Raw genomic sequence first — 18,086 nt, 5'->3', positions numbered from 1 at the left:
TAGCAGCAAACTTTAAGAAAAGAGCCTTTAATAAAAATCAATATTTACGAAAAGGATCTATCAAATAAATAATAAATATCTATCTTGTATACCGTAGCTAATCCTTCCTTTCATTATAAAACAGTTATCGAAAATCTTAAACATGCTCCCCCCTGAACGAGCCAGTTAAAAAGCTTTCTACATAGGATGTTGGTTTATTTGCTAAGAAATAATTTTGTATACAGCATAGTACCTTTTCTACGTTGAGGGATACACTAAAAACTTATCACAAGGAACAAAAAAAGAACCCTCCCGAATTGGAAGATTCTTAATCACAATTTAGATAAAAGGTTTAGTTGTTCTATAACATAGCTAGCTCGTTGCCGAGATACTTAGCAATCGCACCCATCCCTGAAACATTTGCAACTGCTTCTGCATCAGCATTATAGTTTGTGTTAGTATTTACATCGTAAGTGTATATATTTCCTTTGGCATCGTTAATAAATTCGATTCCTGCAAAATGAATGTCATTGTTAGCGAGAAATTGTTCATATTTTTGAATGATCGGATCGTTAAAATTTTCTTGAATTTTAAACTTTGGTGTAGGATCGGCTGTTGTAGGGCAGAAGGCATCTCCTATTTGGCACGCGTCTGCTGGGCATAGCTCAAAGCCTTCAGACGTATCAACCCGAACAGCATAAAGAAATTTCCCTCCAACGAATTCACAACGAGTAATATACGGTTCTGGTGCCTGTATATATTCCTGCAAAAGTGTGATGCCATCGATCGATTCATCAAACTCATCGCTGTTCACGTATTGCTGTAGAGCTGCAACATTGTCAAAGAGCTGAACCCCTAGCCCTTTGCCAGCACGATTGTGCTTTGTAATAAATGGCTTTGCAAACGTACTTCCAGCTTGTAAAATATGTTCCTTGCCTACTGCAGCAATCGTATGTGGAGTGATGATGTCAAATGCTTGCAACGCGGTATATTGGGCAACTTTACTTACTTCAAGCTGAAGTGCCCGACTTGTATTAAACACTTTTCGTCCATGCTTTTCTAACCAAGACAATACAGCTGCTGTATATTCAGGAGCAAAACGGTGTCCTCTCGTATGAGAAGATGCACTCATTCGGTTATAGAAAATCCCAATCGGTGGTTCCTCGTTAAGGTTAAGTAATCCTTCATTAAGAAACCAATCTTCATAAGATAGTCCTAATTTATCGAGTTCTTTGTGTAAAGGTTCTGTCCATTCATCGTTTTCATGAATAATATATATTTTTGGCTCCATCTTAATTCCCCCATAAAATATGACTGCTGTGATATATACTCTGTTAGTACATCAGTATAACTGTAATTGATAACGATAGATAGTAAAAAGTATTAATCAAACATAAACTAGGGCAAAAGTTCGCTGAAACACATATTTCTTTAATGAGGAAGCCAAGTTCACTATTTTACCTTTATACGGATATCCTTTGTATATTTTCTAGTTGGATAATCACTAATTGTAAACACTAACGGGTTATTATAGTTTTCATTAGGGATTTCGATCACCAAGCTTTCATTAGCTTCACCCATACGGTAGCCGTTCGATAAAGGCTTATATTTTTTTCCATCTCTATCAATAAATTCCCAATCGACGCGTAATTCACCACTATAGATCTCATCTTTATCAAACGAAATAACTAGCTGTTCCACCTCATTTTTGTAGGTGGGTTCCATATAGATACGGTCATCAGGTGCTTTTACGATTTTTCTGTTTTCTACATCCACCTGAAGGTCTAATAAGTTTTTATCCAACGCTCTTATAGCTGTAAATTCGATGTATAGCTCCTTCGGTTTCTTGAAATAATTACTTTCCAGATGAAAACTCTCCCCATATTCGGTAATATTCGAGCCTGTTACTCCATGCGAAATTGAAGTAACCTCATCACCATTTTCATCAACAATTCGTAAATCTTCAAGTTCGAAGATTTTCATCGTATTGTTTTTATCATATGTCACTTGCAGTTTTAGTTGAATTGGATATACCTCGAGTGTCTCAAATGTTATTTTCTGCCCTTCGACTTCTACTGTTTTATTTATTTCGTATAGATCCTTCATATTTTCGAAAAGCGCTGTATTTACTTGAAAAGGAATACTATATTCATGTGGAAGTTCACTCATATTAGATAAGTCACCCCCCGCTTCAACGATTAGTTGGAGAATAAAACCTTCTGTAGGTACAGCTTCGTGAAAATTAAACTCAAATCGTCCGCTTATCGAATTTTCGTTCTGTTTATTTTTCAGGATGCTAGAGGAACTACTAGTAAGATAATCTTTACCTTCACTCGTTAATAAATCTGGTAAAGGGTGCAAATAATGATAGTCTTTTACATTTTCCAGTGTATAAAACATCACCATCTTGCTCTCATCAACAATAACAGCATCGATTGTGAACGTAACTCCATTTTGTTCTTCACTAGCACCAATATGTTGAATAAATTCATTTTCTACCGCTACTTGTAAGCTTTGGTCAAATTGAATGAGTTCAACTATTTTTGCTAAGCCAGGAATTGTACTCATGTAATTAGCAAAGGCAGGTGATACCCGCACTGTTGTAACGAAGGATAAAATTAAGATACAAGCACTAATGAAAGTCAGCCTCTTTCTACGATTTATTCTTCGACTCTTTGTCGCTTTATTCATCCCATTCCTTATTGATTGATCAAGGTCTTCTGGGATCGACAAATGATCATATTTATCTTTTATGTCGTAAAGAGCAGCTTCTTCTTTGTCAAAGTCTTTATTCATCATAACCACTCCTTTGCTAAGCTAACTTTTAATAGTTTTAGAGATTTATACAGCCTTGTTTTCACAGTTCCTTCAGGACATTCAAGAATGTCAGCTATTTGATCGATCGTTAAGTCATGATAGTATTTTAACTTAACAATTGTTTGTAGTTGTGGGTCTAATAATGCAATATGCTGTTCAAGGTCAATTTTCGTTAACGTTGATGACTCACTATCTTCTACACCTTTATCTACTTCCTGCAAAGAAGTCTTTTTCTTTCGACTATACTCTCTCGAACAATAATTAATCATAATGCGAGTAATCCAAGTAGTAAAAAATTGTGGTTGCCTCACCTTTCTGATCTCCTTATAGGCTCGAAAGGTCACTTCTTGCACTGCTTCTGTTGCATCGTGTTCATTTTTAAAATACGAGTATGCTATTTTATACAAGCTTATTTTATGCAAAGTAATTAATTCATAAAATGCCTCATCATCATACTTTTGTGCACGTTTTACTAGTTGTTCAAAATCCAAAGTGTCTCCTCCCCATAAACCTCTCTATAATATTAGAGCACAATAACTCCAAAATAGTTTTCTTTTTTTGACTGTTTTTCAGATTAATTTTGCTTGCCGTACTATGGTAGTAAATATAAACTAAGCGTTCGTTTCATCTTTTCCTAATTAACGATGATGTTAACTGAAGAATTGTTGCTGTCATTTTCAGTGACAATAGCAATGAAGTTTACGAAAAGACCTCTATTTGTACACATAAACACAATTCATATAAAACATGCTAATCTGTAATCACCTTCACAGACAAAGGGTCTTGTAATTTCAACAACAAATGGTTAACAGAGCGTTACAAAAAAAACATAACAAAAAACGTCAATAAGTCCAAATCCTTATCAACGTTCACATTTATGTAGTATGTATTTACTTTTAATGTATTTCAATATACTGTCATTTTGTTCTTCCTTAGAGAAATATATCTTCATGTCAATAAAAAACAGGGACAATCATTATCTAGTATATTTAGCAACAAGATTTGCGAAAGGTTCGTGGCATCTTTTCTTCAATAAAACGATGACTGTTGAGTATAACGACATCTTTACCCTCTAGTTTAGGAACTAATGCAAACAAAGTTTACGAAAAGATAGTAGGCTAAAATGTTATATCAAATTCATCCATTGGCCAGTAACGTAAATTGACCTTTCCAACAATTTGATCTCGTTTAATAAACCCAAAATGCCTCCCATCCCAACTTTTGCGACGGTTATCCCCTATAACAAATACTGAATCTTCTGGAACACTAGCTTCACCGGTAATTTCTTGTAGTGTAAAATCTCCTGTCAGTTTACCTTCAACGAGTCTTTCTTTAAATGGAAGGAGGTATGGCTCTTGAACAGGTTTATCATTAATATATAAAACGTCTTGCTTGTATTCAATTTTATCACCTGGTAAACCGATCACTCGTTTCACATAATCATCTTCACCATCTGAATGAAAGACAACGACATCAAAATGGTCTAGATCTCCTAAACGATAGCCTATTTTATTTACCATTAACATATTACCATCCTGAAGGGTAGGCATCATCGATTCACCTTCTACTACATAATTCGTAAAGAAGAATGTTCTAAAAAATGCAAAAATAATAATTCCAATACCTATAGACTTAAGCCATTCAATTCCTTCTTTTTTAATATTATTTTCTTGTTGAGGCATTGTCTATTAACTCCTTCATAACTTTTTTTAATTTTATTTTATCAGTATCAGTTTCGTGGAACAACAATCAATTTGCTGTTTGTTTAATATTAAACCTTGCTTCTAGCCTTTTCCCTACGACCCATAATATGAAAATAATAATTATAACGATAATTGATCGTACAGGCTGATGAACTAAGGCCGCAATATCATACCCAACCCAACTCATTGTAAAGATCATCACCATTTTCCCACACAATACGGCAAGAATAAATTGAGGTACACGTACGTTTGACAAGCCAGCAACAATGTTAACAGCTGCCGATGGGGTAAATGGAAAGCATAGGAGTAAAAACAATGGACCGAACCCATGTCTATCAACCCAATTCATTAAGCTTTTCACTTTAGGATGACGGCTAACAAAAGAAAAGAAGCGCTGTTGACCAAATTTTCGGACTAGAAAAAATACCGCTATTGAACCCGCACATGCACCAATCCAAGAAAAGATAAAACCGAGCCAAAGTCCAAACGCAGCCGCATTTGCCATCACAAAAACAAATAAAGGAAAAAACGGTAAAAATGCTTCAATTAAGGGCAGAAAAATTCCAGGTAGTGGTCCTAATGAGCGATATTCTTCTAATACAGATAATATATTTTCTAACGTTATAAGTTCTCTTAACGTGTCTAGGTCCATGTCTATTACTCCTCATCGTCAGATACATATTTTTTACCCACTATTTCATATATTGTACACGTATAATGTTAATTTTGGGAAATATAATATCAAACAAATGTCATTTCTACAACTATTGTGAATTATACCCTTTTCACAATTTTAGATACTTGTTTTTTTTCAAAATTTATAATAAGATATAAACCAAACATACGTTCTTTCTCCTGTAATAAACATTTTCACATTCATTATAATTTTTCATAATCACTTTTCTTCTTATTTATATCCATGTGCTAAAACTTCGTTGATTATGCTTATTTAACAGGAAAGTTTACGCAATTTCTTAAGGAAACCACGAGGAAGCATTAACTCTTCACTCGTTATATTCATACTTGAACAAGCTTTCTGAAAGGAGAAATAGTATGACGAGAATTCCAAATGAAGAACGAGCAATGATGGAGTTGGCAATTTATTTGCCTATGTTATTAATTGTTTTAAACAAAGACTTAGCAACCATTCAACAAAGTAATTTCAAACTAAAAAAGCCATACGTAACTATTATTGAGCAATCAATGAAACAAATACAAATAGATTTACGACGCATAAAGAAAGAAATGTACAAAAATGATTTAAAAGTATGTGAAGTAAACCGAGATGAAGCTTTCACAGATTTTCTATTTATTTATAAAGGGTATGAGGAACGACACAATTACTTTAATCCACGTATAAGAAATAAAGTACAGGACCTAATGATCGTATACTTGCAAGATAACAAAATTAATTCGGCCAAGCCTATTGATACGTAAGTAGGAACATTATCAATTTCAATAAATGACATAGTATGATTGCAAGTCGTTATCCACTGTCGATTAGCTTATGACAAGCAAGGTCACCTCAAATTGACATATAATTTTGACATAGCTCAGAAATATTTATCCTTTGTAAACACGCACTTAATTGGGTGTAATTAAATGTGTTACTACTGATATCATGTATGTTGCTCAGCAAATCAAGTGGAAATAAAAATCATATATACAACTTTGTATTACCGTTGTATATATGATTCGAGATTATAGTCGTTACTCCTTTTAATTTCGGTGTTTACGACTTAAGTATTGTTGTTCCTACTAAAAAATAAACACGTATTGAATTAGTGTTCGTAGCATCTTTTCACCAATAATTGCAACAAAGTTTATAAAAAGAGTCTTTCATTTAGTCATGCTTACTTTTATCTTCCATTATGTAACTATGACTAGATTTTTGCCCATTCTTTTTCTCTGGAGTTAACAAAAATGCCATTTTCCGATTATTGTTATCAATGCGGTCTGTTAATTTTGTTTGCAACTGGGCAGTACGATGTAATTGATTTTTAAATGATCTATGAGAAATAGGCAATTCAATGTTTGTTTTATTTACAAAGATTACATCAGTTTTATTTCCAGCGACTGGCTTATGATCCTGAACGTGAGGGTGTGAAATCCAAGCACATAACGATTTTTTTGGTGAGAGTGTAGGGAAGAGGTAAATCATGTTAGATGGCTCAATAGCGATGGGAGCTTTATAAGATATTCCAATAATCTTATAGGTACCCTCACGCCTTCCTCTGAAGCTTGTACCGTAATAAAAACAACTTCTTTCAACAATTTGAAGCGGCTTCATTAATACAATAAACTCCTCAGTTTCTTCTATAACTTTTGAAACTGGCCTTCCTTCATAAATATGTGGCAAGATAGACATTGTGTGCCTGTTTACCTCATAACCTTGCAAGACACCATGTGATCCATCATTCATTTCATCAACTCCTAACTATTAATGTAAACCTAAATATTTCCTTTATATAATAGCACACAAATTTGTGCATTTATTTGAATTCACAAAATATTCATAATATAAGTGATTTCTGGCATAGAAAATCACTTATATAATTTTACGAATTATTTTTTGATTGTCCTATTTCTTTTTGAGCAATATATTCATTAGCTTCTTGCTGTATAACATGCTCATTTGTTGAATCACCAGAATACTGAATTTCTGATTTAAATGGGTTATTTGAATCAAAATTTGCTGTAACCATAACTGAGGGATTAAGTGTCGTTCCCAAAGGTAATTCCGTCTCATCTTCCATCGTCGACTTCACTTTGTTGTGTTTATCCACTATACATTCCTCCATTCTAAGTTCTATACAAATAACATGTTCCATTATTGTAATTTTATTCACAATCATGTAATTTTATCTATTTTCCGAATATTTTAAATTTTTGGTTGATTTTTCACTTAATTATCCATATAATATAAAAAAGACGTAGGAGGGATTTTTAATGAGAGAAAAAAAGTCGTATACTGAAATCATGAAATCCCACGGCAAAGATCAAAAATTGCTACACGATGCTACTATGATTGATGTATACATTCAAATGGTAATAGACTCTGCTATTTATGATAGAAAAAAAGAATTACTTTTACAAAAAATTGATGCTGCTTTAGATTGCAGGAACAATGAGTTATTTATGAATCTTTCACAGGAATATAACAACTTACTAAAGCTTTCCTCATAACGATTTACTTGATCAAAAGCTACGTACTTAAATGCTGAGTACGTAGCTTTTTTTGCTGTAGTTTATAGCATCTCATCTAAAGTTTCATACAGGTCGTCTCTTTCAGTACTTAATAATTCTCTCTTCTGCTGCAATTCTAATAAATTAGTTAGTTCAAATTCTTGTTCCATTAGTTGCTCAATCTTATTAATTTCATCTTCTAATGCTTCAACTTTTATTTCTATATGCTGTACTGTTACAGTTTCTTGTTTATTAACGGATATCATTGTTTTTTTGACATAATGATTCTCACTTTTGGCTTTAGCTGGAGTTAGACTAAGTTCTTTTCTTTTTCCTTTTGCTTCATCGTAACTTCCTTCATATCTTGTTAGTCCATAGTCCTCAATCCAATAAGTGACCTTAAAGCATTTATTTAACAAATAACGGTCGTGTGATACACAAATCAGCGTCCCATCAAAATCTTCAATGGCATCTTCAAGTACCTCACGAGAGTCAATATCAAGGTGGTTTGTTGGTTCATCTAAAATGAGTACATTAAGTTGTTGCTGCATAAGTTGTGCTAAGCGCAATCGCATTCGCTCACCACCACTAAGGCTTGAGACTTTTTTAAAAACATCCTGGCCATAAAACATAAATCTAGCTAGAATGTGCCGAGCATCAGCTTGTGATATCGGTACTTCATTACAAAAGTGCTGAAGGATCGATTCTTCTTTGTTGTCATACTTAAGCTGCTGGGATAGATAACCTATTTTAACTTGATTTCCTACTTTAACAGCCCCTTCGTCTACTTGTTCATTACCTAATATCATTTTTAATAATGTTGTTTTACCGCTTCCATTATGTCCTACAATTGCCACCCTATCTCGAAATCTAACATACATTGAGGCATCGTTAAAAAGTTTTTTCCCTTCAAACTTTTTACATATTTGATCAATGACGATAACGTCCTTTCCACTTCTATCCCCCATATTAAAAGAAAGTGCCATTTTCTTTCTTTCAAGAATCGGACGTTTTAGTTTTTCCATCCTCTCAATTGCACGCTCCATATTTTTTGCTCTTTTATGCAATCCTTCATTTGGTGGATTCGCACGGTTTGCCCATTCTTTCAACCGTTTAATCGTTTCTCTCATCTTTTTAATTTTCTTCTGTTGCTCCTCATACGCTGCAAATTCAGCAAGTAATCTTTCTTCCTTTTCTTTAACAAATGCAGAGTAATTACAGTGGTACGTGGACAGTTCGCCAGCTTCCAAATCATAAATCTTTGTAACAATTTGATCTAAAAAGTATCGATCATGAGATATCACGAAAACTGTGCCTTCATATTGAGTTAAATACTGTTCAAGCCATTCCACAGCGTCTATGTCTAAATGATTGGTCGGTTCATCAAGTAATAACAGACTTGGCTGTTGTAGAATAACTAACCCAAGTCCAACTTTTGTCTTTTCACCACCACTAAGTTCATTAAACCTTTGCTCAAGCATTGCTTCAATTCCTAAACCATTAGCTACCTTCATGATCTCAGCTTCAATTTCATAGCCACCCAGGTTAGTAAATTGTTGTTGGACTGTCCCATACTCTTCTAATAACAACTCAAGTGACTGTTGGTTTTGCTCATTTGCCATAGCTCTTTCTAATTTTTTCATTTTTTGTTCCAGCTTTTTCACATGTGAAAAAGCATGTTGGAGAACATCTAATACGGTTGTACTAGCTTCAAAACTTGGAATTTGTGCAAGGTACCCAACTTTACAACCTTTCTGCAAATGAATTTCTCCACTATCAGGCTGTTCTATACCTGACAACAATTTAAAAATAGTTGTTTTTCCACTTCCATTTTGCCCTACAATTCCAATTCGCTCTCCAGTTTTTATTTCAAAGGAAATATTTTCGAATATCTGATTTCCTCCATACATTTTACTAATTTCATTTGCTGCACATACGATCATTTATAACCACTCCTTAACAAATTTTTAGACTAGCTAATGGGCCTTTATTATTTAAAGGGCTGTTTTCACATTAATTGTTACTTGTGTAATAAAATCTAATCACAATTATTACTAACGTTCGGGGCATCTTTCTTCTATTAAACGATGACTTTTGTGTAAACCAACATCTTTATCTTCTAATTAAGAACAATACCAACAAAGTTTACGAAAAGAGCCATATAAAAACACAAAAAAAGCCATAGGTAAGATTCAACTACCCATGACTTTATGAAACATAAATTTACTTAACAAGAAATCATCAATCGTACACAAATTGGCATAAGAATTTAAACAAAAAAAAGGAGAGCATGACTCTCCCCATAGTAGCCGATCAGATTTCTGTGAGAAATTTATATTAGATGGTGTTCAGATATGTTAGAAAATTAGCCAGATTTTTCGAGGCTACATTCTCCAACTGCTTTGGCATCCTTCTGAACACACACTATTAGGGTTAAGAGACCTTACATTCTGTTCAATATGATGTGTTTTCTAAAAATGGGCATACGTATCCCGTTGAAAACAACACCATGAAAAATCGCACGGCAAATATAAATATATGCTAAAAAACCATTGCGATTAATAACAGAATGTAACATCTCTACACCTCCTTATCATTTTTCAAGATGTTTTTATTGTATCAACTGAATCATAAAAATTCAAACTTTTTCTATAAATAGGACTAACTTATATCTATTACTTAATTAGGTTTCATGTCGTATACTTTATAACTGTTGTTTACTAAATGAGAGAAACCAGATGCGGTAATACGAAACATCATTGTTTATATAACGCTCTTTGCTATTGAAACTAATTGAGGATGCAACAAGTAATTGACCCAATTTTATATGAGAATAGATGCCACGAAATCTAGTTAAAAATACGGGTTAATTTACTACATACATTGTGAATAATTATTTGTAAAATATATAATTTTTAGAAAAGTGTTAAGTGTTAATGAAAAATTGATATAATTATCCTATCTATCAAAAATTTGGTGTAGGAGTTGGTATGTTCATGGATTCTCTTCATAATTTTTATCAAAAGGATTTAAAACAAAAAAACAAATTAATGTTAATAGTTGTCATCATTTCAATTATCTTAGGTACAGTCTCAAATATTTCAATGGAACAGCCCTTGTACATAACGGTAACGATGTTAGTCGGAGGTATTCTATTGATTAGTTATGGCATTGTGACACAACTTAATAGATTGAATGGAGCACATTTTTATATACCTGTTGTCACAATCGTTATAGCTGCTATGTTCTATTTTATTATTACGCAAAAAGTTTTTTTTGTATCTTTAGCATATCCGTTTTATGTGTTAATGATATCTATGATTCATGGGCGGAGAAGAACCCTTTTCCTTGGTTTTTTATTATCGTTAGGTATGATGCCAACGATGTTTATTCTTGATGACTACTTAAATATTAATATTTATGAAATTATAAATATCTCCATTTTACTCATATTAATAACTTGTATTATATTTACAGTTCAAAAAATAAATCGTAACCATATCTCCCAAGTAAAAGATAGTTTACAACAAATACAGCAAGCAGCACAAAAAGAAATGACTCAAAAACTCGAGATTGAAAAAGAGGCTGAAAAAATAAACCAAAAAATGGTTAATCAATATAATCATGCCTCCTCAACAATGACAAATAATATGGAAGTAGCTGCAGCTATACAACAACTATCATCAAGTAGTTTTACACAATCTGAAGCAATTACAACAATTGCTGAACAAATTGAACAAACGACAACTAATATTGAACAGATCTCTACAAATGCAGCTAAATTAAAAGAAAAATCAAGTGCTTCATCAGATCTTGCAGTTAATGGTGAACGAAAAATGGGCAATTTATTAGAAAACACGGTAGAATTAGACGTAGTCATGAAGGATTTAGCTGTTACATTTCGTGAATTGAACGAAAAGATTAACGAAACAAATATTTTGACTGAAGGAATTAAAGAAATAACAACAAAGACAAACCTACTAGCGTTAAATGCATCCATTGAAGCTGCAAGAGCAGGAGATTATGGCAAAGGGTTTGCAATCGTCGCCGATGAAATCCGACAATTAGCACATTTAACTGAACAGTCAACGGAGGAGATTACTAATAATTTACAAGAAGTAAATGGAAAGACAAGTGAAGCTAACCTAAGACTAAATGAGAGCTCAGAGCAGCTTAGTAAAAATGTTGACATAACGAAGGAGACAGAAAATAGCTTTCGATCCTTAAACAAAGTAGTAAATGAGTTAAACAACCAGATGATTCAATTTGAGAAGCTTGCGGATAAAGTAAACGATACATCAATTATCATCAAATCATCTACGGCTGATTTTGCTTCAACATTTGAACAAACGTCAGCAACCTTCCAGCAAATAGCATCATCCGTCGACATTCAAAAAAAGAGTAGTAAAGAGCTTGTTACATATTTAGATGACACGAAGGAAAGTTTAGAAATGATGAGAAATATGTTTAATGATGAGAAGGTTGATTAATAGGGACAAGCTTGTTTTCACATTGATTATAGTTTGTCATACTTAGAAATAAACTCATTCTAATTAGCTTACGTGGCATCTTTCCTTTTATACAATGATGACTGACAGTGTAAAACCGCTTTTTATAGTAAAAATTCAACAATAGCAACAATGTTTACAAATAGAGCCTTATAAAAGCTAAAAGACTGGCTTTGCCTCATCTTGCTGATCAATTTTTTAACAATAACCACGAAGCTTATGTAAAGAGCCTATTATTTCATAATGATCACAGGTGATTAGAAGCTCATCAAGCTGTTCTACTAAACAGAACAGCCTTTTAAAGCTAATAATATTAAGAGAGAAGGTATGAAATGAAAGTACTTGTTGTAGGTGCTAATGGTGGTACAGGACGAATAATATTACAACTACTCGGTCAGAGTGGTGAACATGACGCTGTTGCAATGATTCGTGATGACTCACAACGTGAAGACCTTATTAGTCTTGGGGCAAGCTCAACAGTTTTAGCTGATTTAGAAAAAGAGATGAGCCATGCTATCGAAGGCTGTGATGCCATCATTTTCGCAGCTGGGTCAGGCTCAAAAACTGGAGCAGATAAAACAAAACTCGTTGATGAACAAGGTGCAATTAACTTAATAAAAACAGCGGAAAGGCGTGGAGTTAACCGTTTTATCATGTTAAGTTCTGTAGGGGCTGATCTACCCGACCTTGGCCCTACTGATTCAATGAAAGTATATTTAAAATCAAAAGGGATAGCTGATGAATATTTGAGCAATAGCTCACTCGTATATACGATTGTCCGACCAGGTAGGCTTTCTTACGATGAAGGAACAGGACATATTAGCATATCCAAAAAACTAGCTGACTATTCAGGTGATATATCTAGAGAAGACGTGGCAAAAGTACTGGTAGAATGTTTAAACATTCAGAATACCTATGGGAAAACATTCGAAATTTTGTCTGGACAGACGGATATTATAGAAGCATTGCAAAACATATAATTCATTTAACATACATGTTAATTTATGCCTAAAATATTTTCTAATTCAAACATAGCTCTGAACAACAAAGACGGATGAGCTTTATGACAGTGACAACCGTATATGTTTTTACTATGTAGCTTGTTTTTCCTACTAATAAACACGCATAAAGCTAATTTGGTGGCATCTTTTCTTCTATAATATGATGATAATCACATAAGACTTTTTGTTTATATAACAACAAAGTTAACGCTAATGAAAAACACTGGCCTTTTGTGAGCCAGTGTTAATTCTTTATTTCATTTCCCCCATTTAATTTAATCCTTGACACGCTAGTTAGTTATGCATTGGTAACAAATTGTTCTTCCTCTGTTGAACCTTTTAGAGCTGTTGTTGATGATTTACCTCCTGATACAACTTGAGACACTTGATCAAAATAACCTGTACCTACTTCTCTTTGATGCTTTGTAGCAGTGTAACCATGTTTTTCATTTCCAAATTCCGCTTGCTGCAATTCGGAATATGCAGCCATTCCTCGTTCTTTGTATCCACGAGCTAACTCGAACATACTATGATTTAACGCATGGAAGCCTGCAAGTGTTACGAATTGGAACTTATAACCCATCTTCCCTAACTCTTTTTGGAATTTTGCAATCGTTTCATCATCTAGTTTTGCTTTCCAGTTAAACGAAGGCGAACAGTTGTATGCAAGAAGCTTATTTGGATATTTTTCATGAATTGCATCTGCAAACTGCTTTGCTTGCTCAAGATCAGGTGTTGATGTTTCACACCAAATTAAATCTGCATACGGAGCATATGCTAAACCTCTAGCAATCGCTTGCTCAATGCCAGGCTTCGTACGGAAGAAGCCTTCAGGTGTTCTTTCACCAGTTAAAAACGCTTTATCGTAATCATCAATATCACTAGTAATCATATCAGCTGCATCGGCATCTGTTCTTGCAATTAACAGTGTTGGCACACCCATTACGTCAGCGGCTAAACGAGCAGAGATTAAGTTACGTACAGCAGTTTGTGTTGGAAGTAGAACTTTCCCCCCTAAATGCCCACATTTCTTTTCAGATGACAGCTGATCTTCAAAATGTACTCCTGAAGCTCCAGCTTCAATCATTCCTTTCATAAGTTCGAAGACATTTAATTGACCACCAAAACCAGCTTCAGCATCAGCAACAATTGGTGCAAACCAATCAATCTGGTCATTTTCTTCTAAATGATGAATTTGGTCTGCACGTTGCAATGCCTGATTAATTCGTTTCACAACAGAAGGTACACTATTGGCTGGATATAAGCTTTGATCAGGATACATTTGTCCTGCTAAATTTGCATCAGCAGCTACTTGCCAACCACTTAAATAAATTGCTTTTAATCCTGCTTTCACTTGTTGAACAGCTTGATTACCTGTTAACGCACCTAGTGCATTAACGTAATTCTCTGTATGAATTAAATCCCATAACTTTTCTGAGCCTTTTTTTGCTAATGTATATTCAATATCAATCGAACCTCGAAGCTTAATTACTTCTTCTGCACTATAAGGTCTTTCAACCCCATTCCAACGCTTATCCATACTCCAGCTTTCTTCTAATTTTTGAATTCTTTTATTAGTCATAATCATATTCCTCCTTGTATTTTAAGTACTTTAGCTTTCCTTTTTTAACAATGACATTACAAGCTCATCTTCTTTTATATGAAGCCATTTGATGGTGATTTGTTGTGTCTTCCTTTAATAATTAGGTTTAAACAGTGATTTTTCTTCTATATAAGACGAAATGACATACCAAAACCTTTTACAGCATACCGTTATTCCACATTCTACTTACAAGGTTTTATAACCAGGTAAAGTTAAAAACTCAGTAAATTCATCATTTGAAATTAATTGTTCAAAAAGCTTGTTTGCTTCATGATATCTACCTTTTGAGAATGTCTCTTCTCCAACCTCTTGTTTAATTTTTACAAGCTCTTCTTCTTTCAACTGTTGAACAAGCTCAGAGGTGATTTTTCTTCCATCCTCGAGAATTCCTTGAGGGTGACGTATCCATTGCCAAAGTTGTGCACGAGATATTTCAGCAGTTGCTGCATCTTCCATTAAATTATGAATTGGAGCAGCACCTCTACCAGACAACCATGACTCAATATATTGAATTCCTACATTTATATTAGTCCGTACGCCACTCTCAGTAATTTTTCCATCTGGTACTGCGAGTAGCTCTGTAGCTGTGACGCAAACATCCTCCCGTTTTCTATATATTTGATTCGGTTCAGGCATTTCATTATTAAAGATTTCCATTGCAACAGGAACTAGTGCTGGATGTGCAACCCAGGTCCCATCATGACCGTCTAGCACTTCCCTCTCCTTGTCAGCTTGAACCTTTTTAAAGGCTTCTTCATTTGCTTTTGGATCGTTTTTCACTGGAATTTGTGCAGCCATACCACCAATTGCAGGTGCACTACGTCTATGACATGTCTTAATCGCAAGCAGTGAATAAGCTCTCATAAAAGGAACTGTCATCGTAACGAGAGATCGGTCAGGCAAAATCACATGTTCATAATTTCTTAATTTTTTAATATAACTAAAAATATAGTCCCAACGCCCACAATTTAACCCTGCAGAATGATCGCGTAACTCGTATAATATTTCATCCATTTCAAAAGCTGCTAATATTGTTTCGATTAATACAGTAGCTTTAATTGTCCCTCGCGGAATATTTAGTTCATCTTGAGCAAACACGAATACATCATTCCACAATCTCGCTTCTAAATGACTTTCGAGCTTGGGTAAATAAAAATATGGTCCGCTATTTCGTTCTAAAAGTAGTGTTTTAGCATTATGGAAAAAATACAATCCAAAGTCTATTAAACTAGCGGACATACTCTTGCCGCCGACTGTGACATGTCTTTCTTCTAAATGCCAACCACGGGGACGGACGAGCAACGTAGCAATTTCTTCATTCAACCTATATTTTTTACCATTTGGATTTTCGAATGTAATGGTTTTGTTCACTGCATCTCTTAGATTTATTTGTCCTTCTATACAATTTTGCCAAGTTGGAGAATTAGCATCCTCAAAATCAGCCATGAACACTTTTGCACCAGAATTTAATGCATTAATGACCATCTTTCTTTCTACAGGGCCTGTTATCTCGACTCTTCGATCCTGAAGGTCTTTAGGTATAGGAGCAATAGTCCAATCACCTTGTCGAACACCAGATGTTTCTTCCAAGAAGTCTGGCATTTCCCCAGCATCGATTTTCTGCTGCCGTTCACCTCTTTTTATTAGCAGTTCTTTTCTTCTCTCGCCAAACTGTTTCTCTAACTTTTCAATAAACATTAATGCTTCAGGTGTCAAAATTTCATCATACTGTTCATTTCTCGTACCGTGAACTTGAATACCTGACGTCTGTATCGTCATCCGTAGCTACACACCCTTCCACCTATATTGTTATAATACAGTTTTGTTTTACTAATAGTATTATATAACAGAATAGAGGAATTGCAAGGTGTTTTTTAAAAAATCTGATAATTTTACTCGTAATCTGTTTTATCAGATCAAATTCTTAAGTATTTCTTTCCACTCTTGTTATATAACGCTCGTAGCTTTTATATAGTTTGATATATAGAATTACACTCATAAACGCAAAAAATAGAATTATGCTAAAGATCCCCATAGGTGAAATCCATTCAGCTAGGAATACAGTTAATGGAGCTAAAAATCTACCGATTGTAAACTGTAATCTAGATGCTCCCATATATTTTCCTCTAGCATGCTCTGGAGCATAATCACTAACAAAATTATTTATTACTGGGGCTCTCACTATTTCTCCGAAAGTAAAAATGATTGTTAGTAAAAATAGCATCCAAATATTTGTAGAAAATCCAACTAAAAACAAGCCACCCCCAGCTAAAATTGCTGAAAGAATAAAAACGTTCCTATCATTCCAGCTTTTTAACAATTTTGTTATAGGTAAAACAAAAAACACGAACAGGACACCATTTAACACTAACATCCACGCAAAAATCTCTTTACTGTCCAGTGCTACAGACAAGTTATTCCAAACAAATAGCTTTTGAGAAGGAACATAATTAATAATATATACTGATAAATATAAGTCTAACTGCATAATCGCTATAACAGCAGAAGCTCCTCCCAGAATGTACAACAAGAAGACTTTATCGCTTAAAATCTCCCCATACCCGTTCCATTCTTCTTTAAATCCACTGGAAATTGAATTTGTATTTATTCGTTTTCTTGAGTAATTTGGCATGGTCTCGTCTATCTTTACATAAACAATAATTGAGTAAACTAACATCACAATTGTGCAAGCCCATAACAATTCGCTAAGATAGTTAAAAAAGAAAAACGATCCTAATACAGGCCCTATAACTGCACCAATATTATTAGCTGTCATAAAAGTTGCAAACACTTGTTTCCTCGCTTCTTGTGGTACTAAGTCAGCTACCATTGCATCACTAGCTGGGCCGTATATTGTACCTCCTAAGCCAATTCCAATAAACGCTAAATAATTTAACCAATACAAATCTGATATAGCAAAAATACAAAACATTATTGTTCTAATCGATGTCCCTAATAACATAGCAGCACGTCTACCTAATCTACCAGCTAGATTCCCACCAATGATAATTCCAATGATCCCTATTAAAGGGGGGATCGTCATAAGGATTCCAGCAATATTATTACCTAATGCACTTACGAAGTAATAAGTAATGAACGGGAAATACATCCAATACAGCAAATTAAATAACATTTCACCAATTAACCGAATTTTTAAGCTTGTATTCCATGTACTAATTTTAGTATAATTACTCCTTTCCATACGACCATCACCACTTTTTTAGTTACTTTATAGAAAATATAGCTAAAAATCCCAGAAAATTGTAGACTTATAAAACTGAATAATTTA

The 18,086-nt window shown here is 34.0% G+C and carries 16 protein-coding genes; 4 read left to right on the top strand and 12 right to left on the bottom strand.

Translation table 11 applies throughout. From position 1 onward, the window contains the following. Window positions 1-340 precede the first annotated feature (340 nt). The 5 genes from SLH48_RS10755 to SLH48_RS10735 form a co-directional block, all read right to left on the bottom strand. The gene (locus SLH48_RS10755) at window positions 341-1,270 is read right to left on the bottom strand and encodes an alpha-L-glutamate ligase (RefSeq protein ID WP_320258149.1); all 930 of its coding nucleotides are present in this window, start codon (window positions 1,268-1,270) and stop codon (window positions 341-343) included. A 161-nt stretch (window positions 1,271-1,431) separates the two neighbouring features. After that, window positions 1,432-2,775, bottom strand: coding sequence for a DUF4179 domain-containing protein (locus SLH48_RS10750; protein ID WP_320258148.1), 1,344 nt, complete (start codon window positions 2,773-2,775; stop codon window positions 1,432-1,434). After that, entirely contained in the window at window positions 2,775-3,287 is a 513-nt protein-coding gene (locus SLH48_RS10745) for a sigma-70 family RNA polymerase sigma factor (RefSeq protein WP_320258147.1), read from the bottom strand. The genes SLH48_RS10750 and SLH48_RS10745 overlap by 1 nt, the downstream gene beginning before the upstream one ends. A 627-nt stretch (window positions 3,288-3,914) precedes the next feature. Then, a complete protein-coding gene (gene lepB, locus SLH48_RS10740; RefSeq protein ID WP_320258146.1) occupies window positions 3,915-4,478 on the bottom strand; it encodes a signal peptidase I in 564 nt (187 codons plus the stop codon). Between the two features lie 67 nt (window positions 4,479-4,545). Continuing rightward, window positions 4,546-5,151, bottom strand: coding sequence for a TVP38/TMEM64 family protein (locus tag SLH48_RS10735; RefSeq protein WP_214482442.1), 606 nt, complete (start codon window positions 5,149-5,151; stop codon window positions 4,546-4,548). 401 nt (window positions 5,152-5,552) lie between these two features. Between SLH48_RS10735 and SLH48_RS10730 the strand changes: the two genes are divergently transcribed. Continuing rightward, window positions 5,553-5,936: a hypothetical protein gene (locus SLH48_RS10730; protein WP_214482441.1), complete on the top strand. Its 384-nt coding sequence runs from the start codon at window positions 5,553-5,555 to the stop codon at window positions 5,934-5,936. 406 nt (window positions 5,937-6,342) lie between these two features. Here the strand turns inward: SLH48_RS10730 and SLH48_RS10725 are convergent, their stop codons facing one another. Together SLH48_RS10725 and SLH48_RS10720 are read right to left on the bottom strand one after the other, a co-directional pair. Continuing rightward, on the bottom strand, window positions 6,343-6,921 hold the full coding sequence (locus SLH48_RS10725; protein WP_214482440.1) for a competence protein ComK: 579 nt from the start codon (window positions 6,919-6,921) through the stop codon (window positions 6,343-6,345). A 136-nt stretch (window positions 6,922-7,057) separates the two neighbouring features. Further along, window positions 7,058-7,285 (bottom strand): hypothetical protein, encoded by a 228-nt coding sequence (locus SLH48_RS10720; protein ID WP_320258145.1) that lies wholly within the window; start codon window positions 7,283-7,285, stop codon window positions 7,058-7,060. Between the two features lie 163 nt (window positions 7,286-7,448). On the opposite strand from SLH48_RS10720, the gene SLH48_RS10715 reads away from it, so the two are divergent. Then, window positions 7,449-7,685, top strand: coding sequence for an IDEAL domain-containing protein (locus SLH48_RS10715; RefSeq protein ID WP_214482438.1), 237 nt, complete (start codon window positions 7,449-7,451; stop codon window positions 7,683-7,685). Window positions 7,686-7,747: 62 nt separating this feature from the next. Here the strand turns inward: SLH48_RS10715 and abc-f are convergent, their stop codons facing one another. Together abc-f and SLH48_RS10705 are read right to left on the bottom strand one after the other, a co-directional pair. Then, window positions 7,748-9,628: a ribosomal protection-like ABC-F family protein gene (gene abc-f, locus SLH48_RS10710; RefSeq protein WP_320258144.1), complete on the bottom strand. Its 1,881-nt coding sequence runs from the start codon at window positions 9,626-9,628 to the stop codon at window positions 7,748-7,750. Window positions 9,629-10,128: 500 nt separating this feature from the next. Next, window positions 10,129-10,263 (bottom strand): RAxF-45 family protein, encoded by a 135-nt coding sequence (locus SLH48_RS10705; RefSeq protein WP_284730449.1) that lies wholly within the window; start codon window positions 10,261-10,263, stop codon window positions 10,129-10,131. Window positions 10,264-10,681: 418 nt separating this feature from the next. On the opposite strand from SLH48_RS10705, the gene SLH48_RS10700 reads away from it, so the two are divergent. Beyond that, window positions 10,682-12,175: a methyl-accepting chemotaxis protein gene (locus SLH48_RS10700; RefSeq protein WP_320258143.1), complete on the top strand. Its 1,494-nt coding sequence runs from the start codon at window positions 10,682-10,684 to the stop codon at window positions 12,173-12,175. Window positions 12,176-12,525: 350 nt separating this feature from the next. Continuing rightward, a complete protein-coding gene (locus SLH48_RS10695; protein WP_320258142.1) occupies window positions 12,526-13,173 on the top strand; it encodes an SDR family oxidoreductase in 648 nt (215 codons plus the stop codon). Window positions 13,174-13,492: 319 nt separating this feature from the next. Here the strand turns inward: SLH48_RS10695 and aceA are convergent, their stop codons facing one another. The 3 genes from aceA to SLH48_RS10680 all read right to left on the bottom strand — a co-directional run bounded on the left by aceA (window position 13,493) and on the right by SLH48_RS10680 (window position 17,999). Then, window positions 13,493-14,776 (bottom strand): isocitrate lyase, encoded by a 1,284-nt coding sequence (aceA, locus tag SLH48_RS10690; protein WP_320258141.1) that lies wholly within the window; start codon window positions 14,774-14,776, stop codon window positions 13,493-13,495. A 207-nt stretch (window positions 14,777-14,983) separates the two neighbouring features. Beyond that, the gene (gene aceB, locus SLH48_RS10685; protein WP_320258140.1) at window positions 14,984-16,576 is read right to left on the bottom strand and encodes a malate synthase A; all 1,593 of its coding nucleotides are present in this window, start codon (window positions 16,574-16,576) and stop codon (window positions 14,984-14,986) included. 145 nt (window positions 16,577-16,721) lie between these two features. Further along, complete coding sequence (locus tag SLH48_RS10680) at window positions 16,722-17,999, bottom strand: MFS transporter (RefSeq protein WP_320258139.1); 1,278 nt, start codon at window positions 17,997-17,999, stop codon at window positions 16,722-16,724. Window positions 18,000-18,086 lie beyond the last annotated feature (87 nt).

The organism is Cytobacillus sp. IB215316 (assembly GCF_033963865.1).
GTDB classification, from domain to species: Bacteria; Bacillota; Bacilli; order Bacillales; family SM2101; genus Nanhaiella; species Nanhaiella sioensis.
The sequence above is the reverse complement of the archived record's forward strand: the minus strand, read 5'-3'. Positions and strand labels throughout refer to the sequence as shown.

Bases quoted from the DNA above. Each gene is read 5' to 3' on its own strand.
- lepB (WP_320258146.1), bottom strand. From the start codon at position 4,478: ATGCCTCAACAAGAAAATAATATTAAAAAAGAAGGAATTGAATGGCTT.
- SLH48_RS10680 (WP_320258139.1), bottom strand. From the start codon at position 17,999: ATGGAAAGGAGTAATTATACTAAAATTAGTACATGGAATACAAGCTTA.
- SLH48_RS10730 (WP_214482441.1), top strand. From the start codon at position 5,553: ATGACGAGAATTCCAAATGAAGAACGAGCAATGATGGAGTTGGCAATT.
- SLH48_RS10755 (WP_320258149.1), bottom strand. From the start codon at position 1,270: ATGGAGCCAAAAATATATATTATTCATGAAAACGATGAATGGACAGAA.
- SLH48_RS10705 (WP_284730449.1), bottom strand. From the start codon at position 10,263: ATGTTACATTCTGTTATTAATCGCAATGGTTTTTTAGCATATATTTAT.
- aceB (WP_320258140.1), bottom strand. From the start codon at position 16,576: ATGACGATACAGACGTCAGGTATTCAAGTTCACGGTACGAGAAATGAA.
- SLH48_RS10695 (WP_320258142.1), top strand. From the start codon at position 12,526: ATGAAAGTACTTGTTGTAGGTGCTAATGGTGGTACAGGACGAATAATA.
- SLH48_RS10725 (WP_214482440.1), bottom strand. From the start codon at position 6,921: ATGAATGATGGATCACATGGTGTCTTGCAAGGTTATGAGGTAAACAGG.
- abc-f (WP_320258144.1), bottom strand. From the start codon at position 9,628: ATGATCGTATGTGCAGCAAATGAAATTAGTAAAATGTATGGAGGAAAT.
- SLH48_RS10715 (WP_214482438.1), top strand. From the start codon at position 7,449: ATGAGAGAAAAAAAGTCGTATACTGAAATCATGAAATCCCACGGCAAA.
- SLH48_RS10700 (WP_320258143.1), top strand. From the start codon at position 10,682: ATGGATTCTCTTCATAATTTTTATCAAAAGGATTTAAAACAAAAAAAC.
- aceA (WP_320258141.1), bottom strand. From the start codon at position 14,776: ATGACTAATAAAAGAATTCAAAAATTAGAAGAAAGCTGGAGTATGGAT.
- SLH48_RS10735 (WP_214482442.1), bottom strand. From the start codon at position 5,151: ATGGACCTAGACACGTTAAGAGAACTTATAACGTTAGAAAATATATTA.
- SLH48_RS10750 (WP_320258148.1), bottom strand. From the start codon at position 2,775: ATGAATAAAGACTTTGACAAAGAAGAAGCTGCTCTTTACGACATAAAA.